We start from the raw sequence: 24155 nt of genomic DNA, 5'->3' as shown, positions 1-24155 counted from the left end.
AGTAAAAAAAAGAGGACCTCAATTGGATATCCTATGACTGGTCCTACGTATGTAATTTTTGTCATAGCACAAGAAAGTTTTTGCGTTGAAACGTTCACAGTTAATCCGTGAGATTATCGAAATAATAGCACTCGCCCTGGTGATCTTTCTGGTTGTACGCTTTGTCGTTCAAAGCTATCGCGTGGATGGACCTAGTATGCAACCAGGACTTGTCACAAATGAGTTTGTGATGGTCAATAAGCTGGCCTATGTATTCCAGGAACCGGAACGGGGTGATGTGGTTGTTTTCCATTGGCCCAAGGATGTTCGCCAGGATTTTATCAAGCGTGTGATTGGCTTGCCCGGGGATACTGTTACTATCGATCGTGAACATGTCACGGTCAATGGTAAACTTCTTACGGAGCCTTATATCAGCGCTCCCTTTAATCAAGAAGGCCAGAGCTGGCAGGTTCCGGCGGGCCAGTATTTTGTGATGGGGGATAATCGACCGGTCAGCGATGATTCGCGTTCCTGGGGCTTTGTGCCGAAGGACTATATGGTCGGTAAGGCCGCTCTCGTTTTCTGGCCGCTTAATACTATTCATACCATCAATACCTATCCGGATGTCTACAAAGACATTCCAAAACAAAAATAAGAGGGAACATAAGCACGATGTCAAACTCGGACAATTATTATCCAGCCTCAAACTCAGAATCTATTCAACCTGATGATAGGGACTATTATGAACCGTTGACTCGACCTCCACATGGGTTGGCAATAGCTCTGGGTATTGGATGCGTGGGAGGCATACTGGCTGCCGTTCTTTCTGTTGCTATCAAATTTGCGAATTCTTCGACATTTCAAGAAGTGGCTCGCCTGGGTGATAAGATCTCGTACAATACGGCCTTATATGTTACAGGTTTGGGCTGCTTGAGTTATGTTATAGGTCTCATTCTATCGTTTGTGGCAGGTTTTTTCGTGGGGAAACGTGCAGTAAGTCGTCTGTATGGGTTCTATGCCGGAGCTCTGGTTGGAGGTATTTCTTATCTTGGCGCGGCCTTAATCAGTATGATACCAGGCTTTGCTAATGGCATGAGTAGTACAAGTCCGTCTGCCTCTAACCTCATACTTGGCCTGGTTATCTGGACATTGATCTGGGCTTTAAGTGGAGCTCTACTTGGCCTCTGGGGCGCCTTTACGTCCACGAAGAAACATCCTTTTTATCTGGCCAAACGTGCCGCCGCTGCCGAGTAGCATGTTCATAGGGACGGCTTGTTTTGTTGCCTGACCGTCCCTGTCTACCCACTCGCCTTCGGCAACTATGCTTCGTATTCCTCTTCTTCATCAGGCGTTTACTGTACAGTTGTGTCATCCTCGCCAGTATCGGGTTCGGTCCATTCATTCTGTAAAAGTGGTAGTTCAGAGCCAAGTTGTTGCAGTAAGCCAGAAAAGCCACCACCTGTAACGTTTTCAAAATCCAATTGTTTTACTCTACCCTGGGCTGCCTGACACGTTATGGTGGTCTGTGGCAGTGTCACGTGTATACCAGTCGCAGGAATGCTCTCAAGGCCAGGCAGGGGCAGAGAGAGGGTGTCTGTATGGGTTCCTGTCAGTGTGGTATGGGCGGTTACTGTATCTTCTCCCTTATCACTACGTACCACCTCTGCAAGTTCATAGGAAAGATCTGGCATTGCCAACAATAATGCATCTTGCAGACTAAGAAATTGCTCTTTATTTAAGGCTTTTGGCAGAAAGCCGGTCATGGTAAATGTGTCGTCAAGGATCCTGGCTGCGAGTTCCATATCTCCAGATTGCAGGGCTGCAATCAATGTTTTCACCGTTTCAACCCTATTTGTGCTCATGGAAACTTTCTCCTTGCTGCTCAAAAATATGCTTCCCCGGTCCAGGATATGGGCCGGGGAAGTTTAGCAGATACAGCGTGCTTAGCTTTCGACAATCTCGATAAAGTGCAGTGTATCGCCAGGGCGACGGTCGCGCATTGGATCACGTTCGCGCAGGGAGCGAAGTACTTCCAGTCCCTGAGAGACTTTTCCAAATACGCCGTGCTTACCATTCAGGTGTGGCGTAGAATCATAGGTCAGGAAGAACTGGGAACCGTTGGTGTTGGGACCAGCGTTTGCCATCGAGAGGATACCAGGGCCCTCATGCTTGAGTGCTAAGGCGCCTTTCTCGTCGTCAAAACGATAGCCCGGGCCACCACGACCGGAACCCTCAGGATCTCCACCCTGAGCCATGAAGCCACCAATCACACGGTGAAATGTGGTGTTGTTATAGAAACCATCACGAGCCAGGAAGACAAAGTTGTTAACGGTCTTGGGAGCCTCAGCCGCGAACAGGTCGACGGTGATGTCGCCTTTGTCGGTGTGGAAAATCGCTGTGTATTTTTTGCTCGGATCAATCTGCATTGCTGGTGGAGCACTATATTGCTTTGCCAAGAATATTTCTCCTTCCAATTACGTAAAACACGGTTTCCTTAGATACCGCCCTTACAGGTTAAGGGCTCCCTACATTTATAGGAAGCCCTTAACATTCTATTGTATGTTGTCAAGTTTTAGCGAGTCGCCTGCTATATACGTTTACTATTTGGAGACGGCTTTGACTATGACGTAGTTCATGGTGTCTGCTTTACCGCTACCGTTTTCGACCTGATTCAACTGCTTGGCAACATTTAAACCCTGGACGACGTGTCCGAAGAGGTTGTATTGCTTGCCCAGTTTGCTGGAGTTATCGGCAATGCTGATAAAGAATTGGCTACCATTGGTGTTGGGACCTGAGTTCGCCATGGCAATGGTGCCATCGGTGTATGAACCCTGGACTGGCTCGTCGGCGAACTGGTAGCCTGGACCACCACTGCCGCTTCCGGTTGGGTCGCCACCCTGGGCTACAAAGTCTTTGACGACGCGGTGGAAGGTTAAACCATCATAGAAGTGTCTCTGGGCCAGGAAGACAAAATTGTTGACGGTCTTGGGGGCCAGTTTGGGATCTAACTCAACGACGATCAAGCCACGGTTGGTGTTGATACCAGCACAGTAGATCTTGTTGTTGTCAATCACATTCTCGGCACTACTGTATTTGTGGTTGATCTTTTTGATCGCATCGGCTGACAAGGCTACGCCTGTATTAGTAACACCACTCACAACGTCCTTCACTGCACAGGGGGACGCTGGATCAGTGACACTGCTCACGGCACTTGTCGGCTTTGCGGCGGGCGTGGCGGCGGACGCTGTGGCGGCTGCTTTAGGGGTCGCCACCGCTGTGTTTTTTGCCTGCGCAAAAGGTGGATAGTGATTGACGTATAAGACCGCAAAAATACCAGCTAACAGCAAACATAAAATAATGATGGATGCCCAGGGATAGCGAGCAAGTCCACGAGCAGGGGCCTTGTAACCTGGAGCATTACGTCGATGCTCGCCTGAGTTATTGACCTCTAAATCTGGCAATTGGGTTGAATGTGCCCGGGTTATTTTGGCGGCACGTCTGGCTTCGGCGCGTTTCGTTGTCTTTGGCATGAGGTGTGTTTTAATGCTCCTTCTTGATTACATGACCGACACAAACTGGTGTATTTATTGGTCTATAATAACCTTACTACATTTTATGGTCAAGACCCGCTGGATCCAAGCTTTGCATAGGCTGACTTATGGATCTATAAAAGAAATGATTGCTGGTCTTTTTTTGTAGTACACTTTCATTATAACAGGCATGCAATCGGGAGAAAAAAATAGCCTAGCCCATGATTCCCCCCGTCCTCTCTAAATTTTGCTAGAGTTATCCACATCTTTTGGCAATTTTGGTGGATAACCCGGTGGATAACTCTGTGGATAAATGGGGAAAACTCCCGATTCTTTGTGGATAATTTCAAAAAACACCTCTACACGTCGCTTTTCTTCGTAATGCTGGTTCAAAAATGCGTCATTCTGCACATAAAATGTAACTATTCTCGATTTGATTTCAGGCCAAATATTCGTTACACTTTGAACACATGAGAATTGCCGATGACTATCTGTCCTTTTTTGGTCTGCTTATTTTGCCTACGATGATTGGCAAAATCGTCCTTCGAGCAATAATCACGGATGAGAACATTGAAGCATTAAATGGTTGGGCTTCTCAAGCGAAAAAAACCGGAAGTTTACGTATGCGATCAAATGTTCGTGTATATGCTATAATGCTTTTTGCTACCAACCAGACTATCCCGAGAAACAGTCGCTAGCTAATTATTTAAACCACAAGAAGCAGGCGAGCTTTCTACCTGATTTTGCTGAATTTTCTGCCCTTCTCGCTTAAGAAGGGATAGTTAATGCACGCCAAAAATCGATCATCTGCGCTCGTTTGCAGATGCCGTAAAATAAATAGAAGTACATGCCAAGATAAGTAGATGCTGGAGTCGAAGACGTGGAAAAACTGTTACCGCAAAATGTAGAGGCCGAGTGTGGAGTTCTCGGCAGTATTATTATCGATCCGGAGGCCATTGTCCAGGTCGCTGATTTTTTGATGGCCGAGGATTTCTATCGCGATGCCCATCGGACCATTTATGAGACCATTCTCCAGCTTTACGAACAGCGTGAGGCCGCTGACTTTATTACTATTTGTGATGAACTCGAGCGCAAGTCCAAACTTGAAGAAGTTGGCGGGGCCAGCTATATCACGTCTCTGATTAATCAGGTACCAACCAGCGGTAATATTGAGTATTATGGCCGCATCGTTGAGCGTACGGCGATTCTGCGTCGCTTGATTCATGCTGCCGGTGAGATTGCGGCAACGGCCTATGAAGAAGGCGATGCCGCTATCGCCCTGGATAAAGCCGAGAAACTGATCTTTGGTATCAGTCAGCGCCATGCCCGTGCGGACTTCTCTTCCCTTAGCGAACTGTTGGGCGACTATATGACGAAACTGGATCAGTTGCATGAGCGCCGTGGGACCGTGGTTGGCGTTCCGACTGGCTTTACTGATCTGGATCGCCTGACTGGCGGTTTACAAAAATCGGATCTGATTATTCTGGCGGCTCGTCCTGCTGTCGGTAAAACCAGTCTCTGCTTGAGCCTGGCCCATAATGCTTCCGTCAAACATAAAAAATCTATCGCCATTTTCAGTCTGGAAATGAGTAAAGAGCAGCTGGTCCAACGCTTGCTCTCTATGGATGCTGCGATCGACCAGCAGCGTCTACGCACAGGTTGGATCGAGGATGACGAGTGGGAACGTATCGTATTTGCCATGGGTACGCTGGCTGAAGCGAATATCTGGCTCGATGATACCGCCGGTATCTCAACCATGGAGATGCGCAGTAAGGCCCGCAGGTTACAGGCTGAACATGGCATTGACATGATTATCGTTGACTATCTCCAGCTAATGCAGTCTTCCGCTGGCAAACGCAATGATAACCGTGTGCAAGAGATCTCCGAGATCAGCCGTAATCTCAAAGGCCTGGCCCGTGAACTCGATGTTCCCGTCATGGCCCTTGCCCAGCTCTCACGTGCTGTCGAAAGCCGCCAATCCAAAGTCCCACAGCTCTCCGACCTTCGTGAAAGTGGTTCCATTGAGCAAGATGCGGATCTGGTTATGTTTATTTATAGAGATGATGTATATAATCCCGAATCTGAACGTAAAAATATTGCCGATATTATTGTCGCTAAACACCGTAATGGACCAGTCGGCGAAGTAAGCCTTTATTTCCAGGCCAGCCAGACACGTTTTAGAGATCTGGAAATCACAACACCAGCAGACGAATAATTTGGGGGTGACCTGTGATGTCAACATATAGTGGTCCTTCTGGATTCACTGGCTTCCCAACCGGGAAAAATCCGTTTGTGCCAATTCCAGAGGTCTTTTTTACACACCTTCTGCCTGAGATTGAGGATAGCGCAGAACTTAAAGTGACACTGCATATCTTCTATCTGCTGGCAAAACAACGAGGCAATCCTCGCTGCGTCAGCGAACATGAACTGGTACATGATCAATTGTTGCTGCGTAGCTTGAAACGCCGGGGCGATCCACGACCATCGGAGGAGCGTTTACGTTTAGGACTGGAACAGGCTGTCGCCAGGGGAACGCTCTTGAAAGTTCATCTGCATCTGGCAGGTGAAGGTGAGGACAATCTGGTCGGCTGGTATTTTTTTAATACCGCTCGCAGTCGGAAAGTTGTCGCCGAATTACAGGGAGGTGAAATGATTCCAGCCCATCTGCTGACACAGGATGAACAACCTGCTAATCAGGTCGCGGTTGCAGCAGGTGTGTATGCTAGTTCTATAGGCTACAATAGCACTATTCGCCCTATGCACATTGAGGTAGAACGCCCAAATATTTTTGTATTATATGAGCAAAATATTGGCTTATTATCACCAATGATAGCGGATGAATTAAAAGACGCAGCCGATCACTATCCACAGGATTGGATTGAAGCAGCTTTTCGTGAAGCTGTTGAGCAGAATAAACGTAAATGGAGTTATATTCGCGCCATTCTCAGGCGCTGGGAAACGGAAGGCAGGCAGTAATGGAGCGCCTCAATGAAATATTCGATCGAACCGGGCGGCGTCACCCTCTTTCCGAGCAACGTACACAGGCACGCACGCCACATTCTCAATCTCAGGGATCTAGCACACGTCGCTTTGTGACAGATCCACAGTCCCGTTCTGGCCAAAAGTATCCACAGGGTGGACCGTCTCAGCCTTATCAGCAAAGTCCTTATACATCTTCACGTGCACGGCATTATTCAAATTTTCAACAGGATGCTGGTAATTCAGATGGCCCGGTCTCTCGTGCAGATCATGCAACCTATCCTTCCGCGTATCCTCGTCGCTCAGGGGTGGATCATGGTTCGCCATATCCTGCTCCTTCACAGCCACATCCGGATCAGCCACATATCCAGCCTTTACAGGCACGTCCAACCAGTGATTATCATCCAATGCATAATTCTGACACGTATGCGCCCAATTCTCGCGCCGATGTGGTAGAGAATTGGGATGATGATGGTATGGGCTATGGCGATTGGGAGAAGGATGGCGGCGATTATATCTATGAGGATGAGGAAGAAGAGGAAGCCTATGAGGAGGTTCCTTCCAGTACATATCAACCTCCTGCCTATCGCTCACGCCCTCAGACGGATATAGAGCCTCCTTCGCGCGGCACACGCAATAATCTGCATGATACACGTCTGGCTTCGGCTATTGCGAATCAGCAGGCTCGCTCACAAGAGCTACCATCTTATCGGATGACACAACCCTTGCATCCGCAATCTGTTCCAGGCATGGATCGGGAACGGGGTCCAATCACGCGCTCTGGCGGCACGCCGCCTGCCCGCTACCTGAGGCCAGTGCGTCAGGAAACACTACCTCCTGTGCCACAGGAAATAGCACATGCCACTCCTGTTATCGACAAAGTTCTCTGCCCCAGATGTAGGGGCGCTGGCTATCTGAGGGCGGATGTGCCTTTCGGCCATCCCAACTTTGGTAAACCTATTGCGTGCGAATGCAAAGAGTCTGAACGTAAAGATAAGCGTCGCCAGCAGTTGCGCGATATGTCAAATATGGATGCATTCCGCAATCAGAGCTTTCGGGCGTTTACTACTCATACTCCTGGTGTTGAGGAGGCTTATAAGGCCGCCACAGCCTTCGCGCAGAACCCCAATGGCTGGTTGGTCCTGGTAGGCCCCAATGGCTGCGGTAAGACACATCTGGCGGCGGCCATCGCCAATCTAAGCCTGGATAGCGGGGCCGTGGTTCTGTTTGAGGCGGTCCCTGATTTACTGGACCACCTGAGGGCCGCGTTTGCGCCTACTGCTACCGAGGTGTATGATCAGCTTTTCTCTAAGATGCGTGAGGCTGAACTACTGGTACTCGATGACCTGGGCGCGCAACAAAGCTCTCAATGGGCGAATGAAAAACTGTTCCAACTGCTGAACTATCGCTATAATCTGGCCATGCCAACGGTGATCACGGCTAATCCTAAGGGATTACAGGCCGTCGATGAACGAATTCGTTCACGCCTGAATGATCGTAGCCTGGTCAACAGTGTTAACATGGATCGCGCCCGCGATTTCCGGCCACAAAATACGCGCAAGCGCTAAATATACCGCTTTTCTTTCTACCAACCTGGCACTGGCAGATTGTTCTTTCTGGAATACGACAAAATGGAGAAGAACAATCTGCTACTTTTTTCGCTAGCTCTTGCAAAAACTCATCTTGAATGGCAGTGAAAGACCGCTATTCACGAATTGCCCGGCACTTACCCGCACTTTCTTGCACTCGCATCTTGTAAGTGCTATCATAATGTTAAACGTCCCCCATTTGTGGGTTTCCTCTGCACATTCATTTTTTGCCAACGGCTTATTTTCCGATCTGGAAAAACAATGGCCGTTCATAGATAAAAAGGAGCGCACATGACCAAATTCGATCCGCGCGATCCCAAGTGGATCCAGGGCACTCGTGACATCTTGGAGCCACGGGGCATTATCCCAAATGTTATTGAGACCACACCTCGTGGTACATACGGTTCGGATCTTTTCTCGCGCCTGCTAAAAGAACGTATCGTATTCATTGGTACACCTATCGATGATATGGTCGCCAATAGTGTTGTCGGACAGTTGCTCTATCTGCAAAGTGAAGATGCAACCAAAGATATCAATATGTATATCAATTCACCAGGCGGTAGCATTTATGCTGGTCTGGCAATCTATGACACGATGCAGTGGTTACGTCCAGATGTCTCGACTGTCTGTATGGGTATGGCAATGAGCATGGGTGCGGTTCTCCTGGCCGGTGGTGCCAAAGATAAGCGCTACTGCTTGCCAAATTCAACCATGCTGATCCACCAGCCTCTGGGTGGTGCTGAAGGTCAGGCCGCTGATATTGAAATCACCGCGCGTGAGATTTTGCGCCTGCGTCGTAACCTGTATGAGATTCTTTCTCACCATACCGGCCAGACCACCGAGCGCATTCTTCAGGACTCAGACCGTAACTATTATCTGACTGCTCAGCAGGCAGTTGAGTATGGTCTGGTTGACGATATCCTTTCCTCTACCAAAGAGTAAGGTCGTCTCCTTGAGGTGATCATCGCATCATCGCTATATTAATAGAGCTGGTGAAAAGATGAGTCAGGCCAGGTACTTTGCTTTTGTGTTCCCTCGCGAATACTGTATAAGCTAAAGTTACCTGGCTTTTTTTTATCTAACGCCAACAGAAATGGATCACTTTGATGACACCATATCTTCGCAAATTGCTGTTTGAAACGCTCTATAAAAATCACTATCTCTACCGCTTTGCCAGTACGGTGCCTTTCGCCGGACAATGGCGCGTCTGGCAAGGTCTGGTACTTTCACGGATCCGTGGACAGGATATTCTGGAACTGGGCTGTGGGTTAGGTGATTTGCTGGCCGATATGTTGGAGGCTGGCTATATGTGCCGCGCAGTCGAGCATTCACCACAAATGGTTGCGGCGGCACGCTCTACCCTGCACAAACGCCAGGTAGGGATTGATGCCTGGATTATTCAGGGGTCAGCCCAGCAGTTGCCTTTTTCAAATCAAACCTTTGATACGGTGGTCAGTACCTTTCCTTCCGAATATATCTATGATCCTGATACTATCTCGGAGGTTGAACGCGTTTTGCGGCCGGGTGGTCGGTTGATTATTATTGAAGGGGCTCATCTTGAACCAGTGGGCTATTTCCAGCCCTTACTGCTTCTGTTTCATCTTCTCGTCTATGGCTCACAAGCCTTTTCTGCCACGAAGCGCCAGCAGCCTCCAGTTGATCCTGACGGCTATGGGAATGACGATGCGGCTTTTACTACTGAAGAGTTACCCGGTATGCCTTTTGGAGGACTCATTCCTTTAGAGCAAAGTGGTTTACAGCGGCGCTCGCAACGGGTGCGCAGCAATCGCTGGCAGGCGTTTATCACTATGGGCGAGAAGCCGGCTACCACAAAGTGACAGCATTCTAGCTCAATGGCTTATACTGGCACTATATTTTATTTGCTATGAGGAGACGATATATCTATGTCACAATGGTCCAAGGGTGAGGTCCAGGCAAAGGGGGTCAATTTACACTACTATCGCACCGGTGGTGCATATCCTCCAGTGTTGTTACTCCACGGTTTTACTGATAATGGCTTATGTTGGACACCTATCGCACAGGCATTATCCTCTACCTATGATGTGATTATGTATGATGCTCGCGGCCATGGACGGTCCGGGGCGGCTACGAATGGTTTTACCACTGAATTGCTGGTCGCTGATGCAGTGGCGATAATCGAAGCGCTCAAGCTTGAGAGGGTCGCACTGCTGGGACATTCGATGGGTGCTCATACCGCTGCGCATGTTGCTAAACTCCATCCAGAGCTTGTACGTGCACTATTGCTAGAGGATCCACCATGGCGTGGGACTGAACTGCCTGAGTTAACACAGGAAGATAAGGATGGACAGAAACAATGGGAGAACCATCTGCGCATAGTCCAACAACAATCCCTGGAAGAACGGATTGAGGATACGGCTGAGTATAATCCGCGCTGGTCGGCAGAAGAGCTTCGACCGTCTGCTGAGGCACAGGGGCAGTTCCAGTTAGCAGTGTTTTCCCAGGGCTTCTCTCAGGTCAGCCGTGAATGGCAGGTATTGATGCCGCACCTGACCTGTCCAACATTGCTGATCACAGGAGATCCCTCTCGGGGTGCCATTGTCACAACTGCCATAGCACAACAGGCACTGGCCACCTGGAATGATGGTACGCTGGCTCATATTGAGGACGCAGGCCATAGCATTCGCCGGGACCAGTATGAGGCTTTTATTACGAGTGTTCGTGAGTTCTTAAAAGAAAAGTAACCAATGCAAACATCTATTGAGCAACTAGCCAGCCAGTATCCGCATCTGGCCAGGGCTTTTTCCGATATTCCACAGAGCGAGCTCCATTTAAAACGCTTGCAGGATCTCAATCAGAGCTGGCAACATCTGCTCCTGTCGGGCGATAGGCGCAACTATGCAGAAGTAGTAGTTACGGAAGAGCGGCCCTCTGTACCTGCCAGTGACACCTTTGATATCATCTATGCGGGTGGTGGCTTAAACCTTTTGAATGCTGCGGTTATGACCCAACGCTATGGCTTTCGGGTCCTGGTTTTCGATCGTTTTACTGTCGGTGCAGTGCATCGCGAGTGGAATATTTCACGGGAAGAACTTCAGGAGTTGCTCGATAGCGGTCTACTCACCCACGCTGAACTGGAATCTGTAATCCAGCGTGAGTATCGCGATGGCCTGGTCCGTTTTTATGCCGGCAGCATCCAGGTTGCTCCCAGCGAACTGCATTTACAGGATGTATTGAATATCGCGGTCGATGCGGAAAAGCTAACAGCCCTCTGCGTGCAAAAGATTCAGCAACATCAACCGCGTACGGGCGGCTCCAATCTGATCCTGCACAATACGAATTTTATGCGCTGCGCTGTTCAATCCACCCACAATGTCACGGTAGATGTACAGGATGCCTCGGGTTCTCCACATAGCTATCAGGCCAGATTGCTCATCGATGGCATGGGCTCAACCTCTCCTATTGCCTGCCAGCTTAACTGTGGTCGTCCTTTCTCATTGGTCTGCCCTACTGTAGGCACGGTTGCTCGTGGCTATAAACAGGGAACTGAGGCGAATGCGATTAATCCAGAGATTGGCGAGGTGCTGGTGTCAACCGAGGATAGCCGTAAGGGTCGTCAGTTGATCTGGGAGGCCTTCCCCGGCAAAGAGGATCAGGTGGCCATCTATCTTTTCTATTATGCTGAAGCTGGCAGCCATGTTGATCTACTGGAGCTTTTTGACGATTTCTTTGCGCTCTTACCTGATTATAAAGATACCAGCGCGGTTGAAGTCCTTAAACCAGTCTATGGCTTTATTCCTGCGGGCTATAATATCACTTTGCCCTGGCAACCTGAAGCCAAGGTGCTGGCCTACGATCGTGTGCTCTCGCTGGGGGATGCCGCCGCCTTCCAATCGCCTTTGACTTTCTGTGGCTTCGGTTCCTATGTCCGTAACTTGCAGCGCATCACTACGCTCCTCTCCCAGGCACTCATAACGAGCTGCTTGAGTGCAGAGGAATTGGATCGTATTCGTGCCTCAGAGGTGGTGCCAGCCGTAGCCAGAGCATTCAGCAAATTCATGATCGCCAAACCAGAAACGGTTGAGCCAGCATGGCAGGTTAATGAAACCCTGAATGTCTTCTGCCATGTCTTGAAACAACTGGGTCCAAAGATTACGAACGATTTCTTTAAGGATCGTGTAAGCTGGCTAGATTATACACGTATCGTGCTCGGTACCCCCGGCTATTATCCCGGCATCTATGCATTGGCCCTTAAAACGTTGACACCTACAGAGATTATTGGCTGGATTACTGCCTGGTTACAGTTGGGACAACAATCTCTCTCTTATCAGTTCTATCGTATCCTTAACCCCTGGCTGTCCTCAGGACCTGGCCGTCTGGCCCAACATACGCTAAACCGTCTACAGCCGGCACTCGGTCTACGTACCGCTATCTGGCAAGAAAGTATGGCACAGATCCAACGCACACGTCAGGGTCATCTAGCCAACCCCCGACCACAGCGCAAATGGATTCTCTATCCCGGTAGCCAATGGCCCATCGGATAAATACTATCAGGCTTTCGCGCCTGCGGCGCTTAGAAATTTAATGCTATGTGGAAAATCGTGCGCATCTCGCACGATTTTCCACATAGCATTAAAGAAGGTCAGGGCACTTTAGTGCCCGAGTACGGCTGCTCACAACGCTCCCAATCAGCATAAACCTCAGACACATTCTCAATATAGCCTGACAGAGTACTACCAACCACAAATCTGCAACAGACAGACAAAAACCACGTATTATAGTCGAGATAATTCCCATCTTCCGAAATTGTCTCCGTGGACATAACTTGATACGTCTACTACCGTAGGAAGGAAATGCATATGCCAACCCTTCCCTGTTCAGACCACCACAGTTGGCAGCGCAAGACTTTCAAAATCCTTGAAAGAATGACCCAAAGTGATGCATTTCCTCTATCATTGAGATATAATATGGGATGTTACCATAAGAGGCCTACAATATTTTCCTTATGCATTCAAAATAGAGTGGTAATGCATGTCAAGGGCCAAGAAAGCAGGTAATTTGCAATGGAAAAATCGCCGGAAAATGTATACTGGCTACAAAACGGCAACGATAGGCAGCCACCTCGTCCTGGCCCTACAGGTAGGCCTAACGGGCAAACGCCACCACAACGACCTTCGAATAATATTACAAAGTGGCTACTCGTTATTATTGGGGTTATGCTGCTTTTGTACATATACAATATCTTCAGCAATAACTTTGGTAATGCTGGAAATTCGAATCACGTTGAGCTGTCCTATACGGCTTTTACTGATCAGGTCCGGTCCGGTAATGTTAAAGATGTCAATATTATCGGGTCCTCTGATATTACTGGTACCCTTAATCAACCAGTTAACAATCAAAAACAATTTCATGCCTATCAGTTACCTAATGGCGATCCTCAGTTGTCACAGTTGCTATACAGCCATAATGTGACTTTCCGATATCAGACGCCACCAGATAATTCGATCTGGCTTAACCTGGCAATTAATATCTTGCCATGGCTCTTCTTGATCGGTCTCTTTTTCTTTTTTACTCGTCGCTCGTCTCAGGGACAACAGGGTATCTTCAGCTTCGGGAAGAGTCGCGCCAAGTTGATCCTGGAAGATCGTCCAAGTACGACATTTGCGGATGTCGCGGGTGTGGATGAGTCGAAATATGAGTTGCAAGAGGTGGTGGAGTTCCTGAAGACACCGGCCAAGTTCCAACGCCTGGGCGGTAAGATCCCTCGCGGTGTCTTGCTGGTGGGACCTCCTGGAACAGGTAAGACGTTGCTGGCTCGTGCCGTGGCCGGTGAGGCGGGGGTGCCGTTCTTCTCGATGTCTGGCTCTGAGTTCGTTGAGGTGCTGGTTGGTGTTGGTGCCAGTCGTGTTCGCGATCTGTTTGAGCAGGCGAAAAAAACTTCTCCCAGTATCATCTTTATCGACGAGATTGATGCGGTAGGCCGCCAGCGTGGATCGAGCATCAATACCAATGATGAGCGTGAACAAACCTTGAACCAGTTGCTGGTTGAGATGGATGGCTTTGATAATCGCCAGGCAGTGGTGGTTATCGCCGCCACCAACCGTCCCGATGGACTGGATCAGGCACTGCTACGTCCTGGCCGTTTCGATCGCCGTGTGACCGTGGATCGTCCTGACTGGAATGGTCGTCTGGCTATTCTGAAGATCCATTCGCGCAAGGTGCCGCTGTCAAGCGATGTGAATCTGGTTACCGTGGCCCGTTCGACTACTGGTATGGTCGGTGCTGATCTGGCCAATCTGGTCAATGAAGCCGCTCTACTGGCAGCCCGACGCAATCGCGATAATGTGGATCAGCGCTGCTTTGATGAAGCGCTCGATAAGATCCTTCTCGGCGCTGAGCGTCCTCTGGTTCTCAGTGATAGCGACCTGAATGTGACGGCTTATCACGAGGGCGGACATGCACTGACGGGTCTGCTGCTTGAAGGTACCGATCCTGTCACTAAGGTCACGATTGTGCCACGTGGTCAGGCTCTGGGCGTAACCATGTATACACCTTTAGATGATCGCTATAACTACTCGAAAGAGTATCTATTATCCCGCATCGTGACTGCGCTGGGTGGACGAGCGGCGGAAAAGGTCGTCTTTAACCGCATCACGACTGGTGCTGAAAATGATCTACAACGCGTCACACAGATTGCCCGGCAAATGGTAACACGCTGGGGTATGAGTGAACGCCTGGGTACGGTTTCATTTAGCGAACGCGAAAATCCATTTTCGGGTGGCGGTGATACCGGGGCTCCCACAGATTATAGTGAAGAGACTGCCGAGTTGATCGATGATGAAGTCAATCGCATCGTTCGGGCCGCCTATGAGGAAGCACTTAACCTGCTGACAACCTATCGGCCAGCGCTGGATCGTATCGCACAGGATCTTCGCCGCTACGAGACCATCGATCAAAAACAATTACATGCTATCATGGAAGAGACTGGTGCTCCAGTTGCGCCTTCACAGCTACATGTAGGACAGCAAGCTGTCACTGCACTGGCTCCTCCTCCTCCAACGGAACCTGTGGCTCCAACGGAAACACAATAGTAACCAGACAATAACAAGGCCGCTCACCTATCTTCAGGTGAGCGGCCTTGTTATTGTCTGGTTACTATAAAATACTATAAAATTATTTTTCTCCATCTTCAAAAAAGGCACGCATGCCAGGATAGTCCTGCATGACGGTGTCCAGTATTTCAGGGGTTAGAGCCATAAATGTTCCCTGCGCTTCGGCCAGGACCACACTTTCGTCTTCCGCCAGCGTCAGCTTTCCACTGGCTTGTACCATACGACGACGCTGGGAAACTAATGTGGAGCGTACGCGTAACAGAGGACCATAAGGAACGTAGCGCCGATAACGAATATCCAGCCGTCCTGTCATTGTCCAGGTGGCCTTCTCTGCCAGCACTGAGGCGCGGTTGAGGGCCTCATCTAACGCGGTAGCAATGATCCCTCCATGAATCACGCCAGGAAATCCCTGGTGCTCTTCTCTGGGCCGGAAATCACAGACAACGGTATTATCTTCAGTACGGAAAGTCATTTTTAAGCTAGAGGGATTATTCTGACCACAGGCAAAACAGCGTTGATAATCAGTAGTGTCATTAAGATCCATGAAATAAAAGTTATCCTCCTTATCAATCAGGGCATTTCCTCGAGTGTATCACAAAAATAGAGCAATAGAGATCGCAGAGCTGTATATTATTTTCAGATGTGGAGTGTATGTGGTGCGCGGCTCGTGCACCACATACACTCCACATCTCCAATCTACCGCCTCAGGGGCCAAAAAGGACAAAAAAGCTACATCAGGAGCTAACTATACTTACTAATTTCATTCTTTATTACTGGTAAATGTTATATACTATAAATTACACACACTTTTTAAAGCCCATTAACATTTTCTATTTTCCCCTCAGATCCATATGGCACATTATACCTACGTCCAGGGATAGGAATGAGACGTAACAAAGATAAGGCTCGTGTTATATCAAAGACTCGAGCATATCTTCTATTGCAATGTGAGCGCTGTAGCTAGATAAGGATAAGATCATGGCCAAGACAACACAGGTCTCAAAAAATTCAGCTCAGGATGATGTCCTGAAAAAGCGTAAGAAATCAGCTAAAAAAGAAGCAAAAGTAATGCTCAGAATTGAGCAGGCTAAAAAAGATGTGCATAAAGCCGAGCAGAAAATCCAAAAAGCTCAGGATAATTTAAAAACACGTACTGATCACCTGCACGATCTGGAAGAGTCCCTGCATCAACTTCAAACCGCCGTTCCTGCGGTCGCTGAAAAAGCTGCAACATCCACAAAAAAAGCTTCCCAGAAAGTTAATAATTCGCATAAAGATGATAAGAAGCAAAAGCAAAAGTCAGCCTCCAAAGCTTCTACCAACAATGGACAGGTGCTAGATGCTGGCGATTCTTACGAGAATAGTGCGGATATTGAAGCGTTGCATTTGTCTTCTCCCGAACCCGCCGAGGGCAGAGTCGATCTGAGCGATGTTACTGCTCCCACATCAACCACTGCCAGCACGACTACGCATACACCAATTGAAAATATTCCTACACAACAGCCAACCAGTGCCAATAATGCTGAAGTCCATAGCGATCTTTCAATCAAGCCTGCTCCAGAGGACATCACAATTAAGTCTGGTGGGGGTAGTATGCCTGTCGAGACCAATAATGCACATGCATGGCCACCACCTGCTATCCGCGAAGAGTTAGCTGATGCGATCGCACAAGAGGCCGTTGCCCACACAACCTCCTCAACATCGCCTTCCGACACCAGCCACAAAGATGATGGATTGGATGAAAATGAGGACGAGACGTCAGGTTTCGCCGGTACACATCGCTCTCCTCGCCGCCATAATACTCGCACATCCGCTGTGCTTAAGCGCGAGCAACAGGATTCGCATGAGGCACATGATAATAATTCTTCACCTGAAGACAAATCCAGCGACAATGTGTAACATTTTCTTTTATCAGCTCTAATAGCGAAAAGCGAGCTCTTGTGTATAGATACAAGAGCTCGCTTTTTCAGTCCTTATTTATTACTATCATCTGGCAATTCACTAACCAGCATGCCAACCAATCAAATCAGCAATGATTACGCTTGCTTTTCTACGCATTATGCGGGAGACGCTGAGACTGAGGCTTGGGATCTAAGAGGTGCTCTTCCGGCTTCTGTAGTTTGGGTGTCATCACACCGCGGTTCTTCAAAAACAGGTAGAGCCAGATGGCTAAACCTAGTAGCAGGCCGCCAAACATATAACCACCAATAACATCACTGGCCCAATGATCGCCCAGATAGATGCGGGATGGTCCAACCAGCGCGACAAAGAGGCCCGGAATAATGAGTAGTGCATAGTTCCACCAGCGGTCCCGTCTGAATAAGATCAAACCTAATGAAAAGATCAATCCCCAGTAGGCCACATATGACATCACATGTCCACTGGGAAAACTCTGTCCAGTTGCACGCTGGAATACGTCTACCAGATTAGCCGTAGGTCGGGGTCGACTTACAAGATACTTCAATAGGATATTGATTGGTGTCGATACTGCTGAAAGTCCCAGCACAAACAGGGCCTCAAGGCGCAAACGTACCAGCCAGAAGGCGACAGCGGTCAATACGATTAGTGGAAAAAACACGAAAGGTTGATTGCCCAGAAAACTTACCGCTATCATCAGGTTACGCAGAATTGGATTCTGATTTTCCTGGAATTCTTTGGTAATAAAAACATCGAATGATAGGACAGGATGTGCATGCACATACAGGGCCAGCGCTGCAAAGGCAGCAAAAATAACCAGATAGACAATGGCCAGAAAACGGGCCCGCTTCGATACGAGATACCAGGGTTCCCGACTACTGGCTACCTCTTCTTGTGCCTTTTCCACTGCCCCTTGCACATTCCCTTGCATGTTTTCCTGTATATTATTATTTTTATCGCCGCTTAGAGAATCTTGCTGCTTCATCTCTTCTACCTCTCAAATTTGGAACAATATTTTATTGCAAGCCACAAACGCTTATCTATATGGATAGAAATAGCTAAGATACTAGGATTACGTGCGCCTGAACAAAAAGGTTTCTAGCAATGAAGTGTTAGTCATAGCTGTTAGCCTTTAGCGGATGATGCTATGATGGATAAAGGTATGATAATAATGTATGTACAAATCAACTATTATTGAGGAATAGCAATGCCACAGATAGAAATCCGTCCAGTACAGCCCACAGATCGAGATGCGGTGCTGCCTTTTTGTACTCAGACATGGGATTGGGGAGATTATATTGACCAGGTATGGGATGATTGGCTGCTAAATCCCGCTGGAGATTTTCTGGTTGCTACGGTTGATCAAAAACCGGCTGGTATTGTCCATATAGATATGCTTAATGCTGAGGAAGCATGGCTTGAGGGACTGCGGGTCGATCCTGCGTATCGACAACAGGGAATTGGTAATGCGCTTAATGAGGCTGCTATGCTGGCGGCGATGCGCCGTCATGCAAGCACGATTCGTCTGGCGGTGGAAACACAGAATACGACTTCGATCCATCTTTATGAGCGCTTACATATGCGCCGCGTTGGTGAATTCTCGCTCTATCATGCTTCACCTTTCACATCTCTTCCCAGAGCTAATGCGCAGCAGAGTCTGCAGTTGGCCACACCAGAGGATCTGGATAGTATTATTGATTATTTAAATGTTTCCAATATTTTCCCACTGGTTGGTGGTTTATATTATGCGCAATTCAAGGCGCTGCCGATTACCGCGGAACTACTGGCAGAAAAAATAGCCGGGCAGCAGGTCTATCTGCTACGTCGCTGGGAGCGCCTGGATGGTCTGGCATTGGCGGAGATACGCGAGGAGTATCATGAACAGCGCCTGTCGGTAGGGTATTTAGATGGTACGGCCATCGAGGCAATCAGCTTGATTGCTTATGAGTTGCGACGCCGTCTGACTGAATTGGAATTAACTCGTCTGCGCGTCTATGCCCCACAGACACTCCTGGTGCATGATGCCTTCGATGGTGCAGAATACGATTCCAACTCAACCAACTTCTATACCTATGAACGCAGCCTGGTCTGACACATTCATTGCATGTGAAAGAGCATCCCACTGCGTTGCGCAGATGGGATGCTCTTTCACATGTGACGTAAACGCTTGAGAAGATCAGGCAGGATTTAAAGTGGCCTCTGGATTTTTCAGGCCCTGGAAGCGTACAAGCCAGCAACCATAATTTAAGCCACCACCAACTGCCGGTAATGCCAACCATTGTCCTGCCTTTAAACGCTCTTGCCGCAATAATTCGATCAGAGCCAGGCCAATACTGGCATTAGACAGGTTTCCGTAGTAGCGGAAGTTGTCGACCAGTTTGCTCATGGTGGAATCCGGCCAGCCGAAGTCGTGGATTAAGAGTTCTCCCATGCGCCGCGTAATCCGTGAGTTGGCTTGATGGGGAACGATGTGCGCCAGTTCATCGGGACTCAAGCCTGCATGGCGGCAGAGAGCATCGACACATTCAGCCATGGCGCGTGGCGCCTCGCGATACACTTCTTTGCCGTTCATCTTAGCGTAGCCAACCATATATTGTGAAAGCAGCTGACTCAACTCTTCCCCACGCCCCTCATTATAGAGCTGGCGAATCTTGAGATCGACCTCTGCCATCTCGACAGCATCTTTACGGAGTGGTGTTTGATAGCACAAAGCCTGAGCCTGACGGGCATCAGAACCATTGATGACATACGTGTCTTCATCTCCGCGCTCAATAATAAATGCGGCCGCCCCTTCACCAAATAATGAACTGGTCTTCCAGTCCAGGACGTGCATAATATTGGGCAACAGGCCTTCGGTGGCGACGAGCAGGACGCGTTTGGCGGTACTGGCCATCAAAATTTCACTGGCAACCTGAAAACCTTCTGCCTGACAGGCACAGGCTCCCTTTAACATAGTTGAGCGTAATGGCCCTAGTCCCAGGCGATGGGTAACCAGGCCAGCAATCGTTGGGAAGCTTTCATTGTCAGAAGAAGAAAGGCCAACTACGGTATCAATATCACTGGCTTGTAAGCCTGCACTGGCCAGCGCACGCTTAGCGGCGATAACCGCCATATCAACCATCGACTCTTCTCGGGGACCGCTTGTATCTTCAATTAAGCCAGGGGCATCAGCACCAGCCATTGCCCGACAGAGTTCAAGTGTACTGGTGCGTACATGTCGCGTCTCTAATCCAGTTACACGCTCTAAATCTTCTGCGCGACGAGGACTGCCAAGGCGGGTGGAAATATGGGCAAAGAACTCATTGGTAATCACACCCTTTGGCACATAGGTTCCGAGACCAACCAGTCGAACTTTGGCTTGCGTATAAATATGGGGAATAACATACGAATAGTTTGGCCACTGGCCAGCTTCGGTAAATGTCATTGAATGCAAAACCTCCAGTAATGAGGATAATAAGAGCGTGTAATTCTTTATTAGTATATCATAAAGTGCTCATCCTCACAGAAAAAATCTACAAAAAGAAGGGTCAAGCAGCGCGCTCAAAACGCAAAACCACCTGGCCCCTTTTACTATTTCTTAAATATTACGCTTTACCAGCGATCACGTCGGTCCCGACGATCGTTGCGGTCGCGACCACCACCACTGTAACTATCATTATTGTAGCTGCGGAAGTCATCACGGCGCGGCTGTGAAGCACGCTGACTCTGGAAACAATCACTGCAATACACTGGACGATCTTCACGTGGAATAAATGGAACCGTGGTTGCACGTCCACAGGATGCACATACCGCGTCGTGCTGCTCACGTGGGGCCCGTGGAGCACTGGATTGCTGGCCGCCTCGGCGTGCTGCACGGCAGCCTGGGCATCGGGATGGAGAGTTGGTTAAACCTTTGCTCGCATAAAATTCCTGTTCTCCGGCTGTAAAGGTAAACTCATTATTACAATCTCGACAAACAAGTACACGATCCCGGTAGCCCTCGTTAAACATCATGGGTGGATTTTCCCCTTCTTAAGTTATAGACATTCCATCTTACTTATACGACTCATAGTTACAGTGGTAGTTGAAAAAGGAGCGGCCATCTTTACTTACGCATAGAAAAATGATATACATCTCCTGGTGGTCATCAGGTTGCGATTCCTATGCGACCGGAGGACGGAACAAAAACCGGGGCTAGATCTTACATACCAGATGGGATTTTTCCCTGACCACTGCTTTTATTGTACCATATTAGTTCCAAAAATGCAGTACATCCTTGACCCTGATGCTAGGATATATTTATATTTCTACTGTGATTGCTGGAGGGACACATTGGGTTCTGACTATATATATCAGTCACAAGATGAAGAACAGATTCTTCATTCTCGCCGGGTGCATACGATTACTGATCGTTTTTCGATGGCGAATACATATCTTATTAATGAAGAACGTGTGATTATTGTTGATCCGGGCACCGAACTGAATGTGCGGCAGCTACAAACTTATCTCCAACATTTTTTGCACCGCTCGCTGGATCAGATCGATTTAATTGTCCTGACCCATCTACATCCTGATCATACATCCGGGGTTGAAGCCCTGCGTAAGCTGTGTGCGGCACCGGTAGCTGCCTCCTCGGTCGTACGCCATTTAACCCACCAGGGTGCTCCTGGCGCTCATCATAGCTCTTCCATCGCACATTTAGCTGAGCATTTTCTGACCGGCCCTTTACAACATTTCGATCTGTTTCCACCTGTGTATGAATATCAATATAAGCTGGTCGATCTCTGGCTGGAGGATGTGGCGGGGCTCCCGGGACATCCCGAGTGGCGGGTAATTGCCAGTCCAGGTCATACGCCGGAGAGTCTGTGTTTGTATAATCCTTTTTCACAGGAACTTCTATGCGGGGATACGGTGATTACGATTCAAGGTGGCGCTCCTCTCTTGCGGGGCAGTACGAATCGTCGACAGCTAACCGAAACACTACGGGTATTGCGCAGTTTACAGGTACACTATCTTTATCCCGGCCATGGGCGTCCAATCCTTGCGCTTCATCCACTGACAAATGTGGATGTGGAATGGTAAATATCTTTATTCTGGCTTGACACGACTGGGCAGGCGTAAGGGCCCTGGACCACTCATCGTTTTTGTGATGGCGATCGGTGGCATGGTCGTATTGCTCAAACGGGACATTTTTCCATACGCGAGTTGGATATCACCGAGACGGATCAGGTCCCCGGGTGTTAAGATACTGGCTTCCGTCACACTGTCTTCGTTAAGAAATGTGTTATTCTGTCCGGCCATATCTTGTATATACCATTGGCTTTCCTGCTGAACGAGCTGGGCGTGCAGGCGAGCTATAGAAAGATCGGTCAGGATCACGGTACATTCAATACCACGCCCGATGGTACAGACTGGACCCTCCAGTATGACGCGCTGACCCGCACGTTTGCCGTTCTTAACCATCAGGTAATCGGCCTCATTATCTCTGCCCGCATGCGGCAACGCGACATCTGTGTTTGGGGTCTGCCTGGCACGATTAGCCTGCATGGCACTACTATTCGCTTCAGGTGCCATGGAAACTGGTCCACCAGTATCGATCTCTGCTTGTAAATCCAGGCTTGAGCGCCAGGTGTGGTTGACCAGTGGATCATACTGATCTGCCTGGGCGTCTTTCTGCTCGGCCAGAATCAAACTGAAATGCTGATGACCAATCTCAATGCGATCATTGGAGGTTACAAGTACTGTTCCCTGGATGCGTTGTCCATTTAGCAGGAGGCCGTTCAGGCTACTACAATCGGTGAGACAGATCTGTCCATTATGCCAGGCCAATTCAGCATGATGCCTGGAGGCCATATCGTCATCTAACCAGATATCACAATACTCTTCACGGCCAAGTGTGGCGACCACGCGTTTCAAAGCCAGTCGCTGGCCTTGAAAACTGCCGTTCTTGTATTCCAACCAACCCCAGGGAATATCTTCACGAAAAACGTAGGGGGACACAATTCCAGACTGATAGCGCGGCGGCTGTAATGTGCTGGCTGGCTGTTGATCTGTGATGGGGTCCATGCTCTGCTTATCCACCACTTTAGCCTGACTGAATGTAGAGGCGACAAACCAATGCATAACAACGGCACTCAGAGGCATGAGCCAGCCGCAGACCAGCATGTATAGCAAGATGCCCCAGCTTTCTAAGCCGGCCAGGCGCGTTTGAGGAGCAAGAGTACGCAGGCGGAACCAGAGGAAGACTGGCAGCAATAAACATAACGCTACCATGCAGCCAAGAATGGTCACCAGCATATGCACATTTTTGCCGCGCCGGTGCACTGTCTTTATCCATACACTGATTGCACTGGCCACAATACAACAAACCAGGCTCCCATAACCAAGTGGAGTGAAGAAGGAAGAGAATTGCAACGCGCTCATGATCTATTTCCTCCCTGATGGCTCGAGTATTGAGATGAAGATCTCTTCAGAGAGAGTACTATCAGACACATGAACGCTATCAACATAAGAAGTACTGACCTCTGCTATTTATGCATTTAAAACACCAGCACCCTGCCATCTCACAAAAAGTGCTACCCCTTTTGGGAAGCTACTTTCGCTGCAATCATATCATCATGTATCACAACGAGCAAATAAATGGGACTTGTGGGGGGAGGTTTTATTGGATACTTTCTTGTTTCTCTCGTTCATTCTTATATGAGAAAGACTTCATAAACGAGCAGGTGTTATCGTAAAAAAAGGATTTAATAGCGATGCATATCATGAATAGTGGTCTGTTTTTCCTCTCTGGCTTATACTGCATTTTCGGACTCGTAGGGATACTGGCGACGATTTTTTGGATCTGGATGCTGGTGGATTGTCTGAAGAATGAACCGTCTGAAGGCAATGATAAGATCTTGTGGGTGCTGGTTATTATACTGACCCATGGAGTTGGAGCTATCATTTACTTTTTTATACGCCGTCAGCCACGTATACAATCATCTCGTCCATAAAAATTCTTGCTCTGCTGCCTCATGCCTGCGGCGTTCGCTGTACATGAGTAGGATGGCAAGGGCCGGACGTTTATACTCGTCCGGCCTTTGCCATCC

General features: G+C 48.7%; 22 protein-coding genes. 14 read left to right on the top strand and 8 right to left on the bottom strand.

The genetic code is table 11. From position 1 onward, the window contains the following. Nucleotides 1–85 precede the first annotated feature (85 nt). Together lepB and KDW_RS12240 are read left to right on the top strand one after the other, a co-directional pair. On the top strand, nt 86–634 hold the full coding sequence (gene lepB / locus KDW_RS12245) for a signal peptidase I (protein WP_151756217.1): 549 nt from the start codon (nt 86–88) through the stop codon (nt 632–634). 17 nt (nt 635–651) lie between these two features. Further along, nucleotides 652–1233 carry a hypothetical protein gene (locus KDW_RS12240; RefSeq protein WP_151756216.1) on the top strand — a complete coding sequence of 194 codons (582 nt, stop codon included), beginning with the start codon at nt 652–654 and terminating at the stop codon, nt 1231–1233. A 98-nt stretch (nt 1234–1331) separates the two neighbouring features. Here the strand turns inward: KDW_RS12240 and KDW_RS12235 are convergent, their stop codons facing one another. From KDW_RS12235 to KDW_RS12225, 3 genes are all read right to left on the bottom strand, one after another. After that, nucleotides 1332–1841 carry a nuclear transport factor 2 family protein gene (locus KDW_RS12235; protein WP_151756215.1) on the bottom strand — a complete coding sequence of 170 codons (510 nt, stop codon included), beginning with the start codon at nt 1839–1841 and terminating at the stop codon, nt 1332–1334. A gap of 81 nt (nt 1842–1922) precedes the next feature. Then, nucleotides 1923–2435: a peptidylprolyl isomerase gene (locus KDW_RS12230; protein WP_151756214.1), complete on the bottom strand. Its 513-nt coding sequence runs from the start codon at nt 2433–2435 to the stop codon at nt 1923–1925. A gap of 144 nt (nt 2436–2579) precedes the next feature. Next, complete coding sequence (locus KDW_RS12225) at nt 2580–3509, bottom strand: peptidylprolyl isomerase (protein ID WP_151756213.1); 930 nt, start codon at nt 3507–3509, stop codon at nt 2580–2582. A gap of 880 nt (nt 3510–4389) precedes the next feature. Here KDW_RS12225 and dnaB point away from each other — a divergent pair. From dnaB to ftsH, 8 genes are all read left to right on the top strand, one after another. Next, entirely contained in the window at nt 4390–5724 is a 1335-nt protein-coding gene (gene dnaB / locus KDW_RS12220; RefSeq protein ID WP_151756212.1) for a replicative DNA helicase, read from the top strand. Between the two features lie 17 nt (nt 5725–5741). Then, nucleotides 5742–6485: a DnaD domain-containing protein gene (locus KDW_RS12215; protein ID WP_151756211.1), complete on the top strand. Its 744-nt coding sequence runs from the start codon at nt 5742–5744 to the stop codon at nt 6483–6485. Next, the gene (locus KDW_RS32780) at nt 6431–8056 is read left to right on the top strand and encodes an ATP-binding protein (RefSeq protein WP_198925251.1); all 1626 of its coding nucleotides are present in this window, start codon (nt 6431–6433) and stop codon (nt 8054–8056) included. The genes KDW_RS12215 and KDW_RS32780 overlap by 55 nt, the downstream gene beginning before the upstream one ends. 312 nt (nt 8057–8368) lie before the next feature. Next, entirely contained in the window at nt 8369–9019 is a 651-nt protein-coding gene (locus KDW_RS12205; protein ID WP_151756210.1) for a ClpP family protease, read from the top strand. A 164-nt stretch (nt 9020–9183) separates the two neighbouring features. Next, a complete protein-coding gene (locus KDW_RS12200) occupies nt 9184–9915 on the top strand; it encodes a class I SAM-dependent methyltransferase (protein WP_151756209.1) in 732 nt (243 codons plus the stop codon). A 66-nt stretch (nt 9916–9981) separates the two neighbouring features. Beyond that, entirely contained in the window at nt 9982–10800 is an 819-nt protein-coding gene (locus KDW_RS12195; protein ID WP_151756208.1) for an alpha/beta fold hydrolase, read from the top strand. A 3-nt stretch (nt 10801–10803) separates the two neighbouring features. Next, nucleotides 10804–12600 (top strand): NAD(P)/FAD-dependent oxidoreductase, encoded by a 1797-nt coding sequence (locus KDW_RS12190; protein ID WP_151756207.1) that lies wholly within the window; start codon nt 10804–10806, stop codon nt 12598–12600. A gap of 519 nt (nt 12601–13119) precedes the next feature. Beyond that, entirely contained in the window at nt 13120–15147 is a 2028-nt protein-coding gene (gene ftsH / locus KDW_RS12185; protein WP_151756206.1) for an ATP-dependent zinc metalloprotease FtsH, read from the top strand. Nucleotides 15148–15229: 82 nt separating this feature from the next. Here the strand turns inward: ftsH and KDW_RS12180 are convergent, their stop codons facing one another. Continuing rightward, a complete protein-coding gene (locus tag KDW_RS12180) occupies nt 15230–15712 on the bottom strand; it encodes a PaaI family thioesterase (RefSeq protein WP_151756205.1) in 483 nt (160 codons plus the stop codon). A gap of 434 nt (nt 15713–16146) precedes the next feature. Between KDW_RS12180 and KDW_RS12175 the strand changes: the two genes are divergently transcribed. Beyond that, on the top strand, nt 16147–17067 hold the full coding sequence (locus KDW_RS12175; protein ID WP_151756204.1) for a hypothetical protein: 921 nt from the start codon (nt 16147–16149) through the stop codon (nt 17065–17067). A gap of 151 nt (nt 17068–17218) precedes the next feature. Here KDW_RS12175 and KDW_RS12170 read toward each other — a convergent pair whose 3' ends face one another. Continuing rightward, the gene (locus KDW_RS12170; RefSeq protein ID WP_151756203.1) at nt 17219–18070 is read right to left on the bottom strand and encodes a phosphatase PAP2 family protein; all 852 of its coding nucleotides are present in this window, start codon (nt 18068–18070) and stop codon (nt 17219–17221) included. A gap of 222 nt (nt 18071–18292) precedes the next feature. Here KDW_RS12170 and KDW_RS12165 point away from each other — a divergent pair, with 222 nt between their 5' ends. After that, on the top strand, nt 18293–19177 hold the full coding sequence (locus tag KDW_RS12165) for a GNAT family N-acetyltransferase (protein WP_151756202.1): 885 nt from the start codon (nt 18293–18295) through the stop codon (nt 19175–19177). Nucleotides 19178–19261: 84 nt separating this feature from the next. On the opposite strand, the gene KDW_RS12160 is transcribed toward KDW_RS12165, so the two are convergent. Together KDW_RS12160 and KDW_RS12155 are read right to left on the bottom strand one after the other, a co-directional pair. Next, on the bottom strand, nt 19262–20509 hold the full coding sequence (locus tag KDW_RS12160) for a 3-oxoacyl-ACP synthase III family protein (protein ID WP_151756201.1): 1248 nt from the start codon (nt 20507–20509) through the stop codon (nt 19262–19264). A 167-nt stretch (nt 20510–20676) separates the two neighbouring features. After that, entirely contained in the window at nt 20677–21078 is a 402-nt protein-coding gene (locus KDW_RS12155) for a zinc-ribbon domain containing protein (protein WP_170296546.1), read from the bottom strand. Nucleotides 21079–21396: 318 nt separating this feature from the next. Here KDW_RS12155 and KDW_RS12150 point away from each other — a divergent pair, with 318 nt between their 5' ends. Beyond that, nucleotides 21397–22146, top strand: a complete 750-nt coding sequence (locus KDW_RS12150) for an MBL fold metallo-hydrolase (protein ID WP_162005166.1) — start codon at nt 21397–21399, stop codon at nt 22144–22146. 6 nt (nt 22147–22152) lie between these two features. Here KDW_RS12150 and KDW_RS12145 read toward each other — a convergent pair whose 3' ends face one another. Further along, the gene (locus tag KDW_RS12145; RefSeq protein WP_151756199.1) at nt 22153–23487 is read right to left on the bottom strand and encodes an FHA domain-containing protein; all 1335 of its coding nucleotides are present in this window, start codon (nt 23485–23487) and stop codon (nt 22153–22155) included. Between the two features lie 332 nt (nt 23488–23819). Here KDW_RS12145 and KDW_RS12140 point away from each other — a divergent pair, with 332 nt between their 5' ends. Then, a complete protein-coding gene (locus KDW_RS12140; protein ID WP_170296545.1) occupies nt 23820–24059 on the top strand; it encodes a PLD nuclease N-terminal domain-containing protein in 240 nt (79 codons plus the stop codon). Nucleotides 24060–24155 lie beyond the last annotated feature (96 nt).

The organism is Dictyobacter vulcani, from assembly GCF_008974265.1.
In the GTDB taxonomy this organism is placed as follows: Bacteria; Chloroflexota; Ktedonobacteria; order Ktedonobacterales; family Ktedonobacteraceae; genus Dictyobacter; species Dictyobacter vulcani.
Note: the sequence above shows the minus strand (reverse complement) of the source record. Positions and strands in the feature narration are given on the sequence as shown.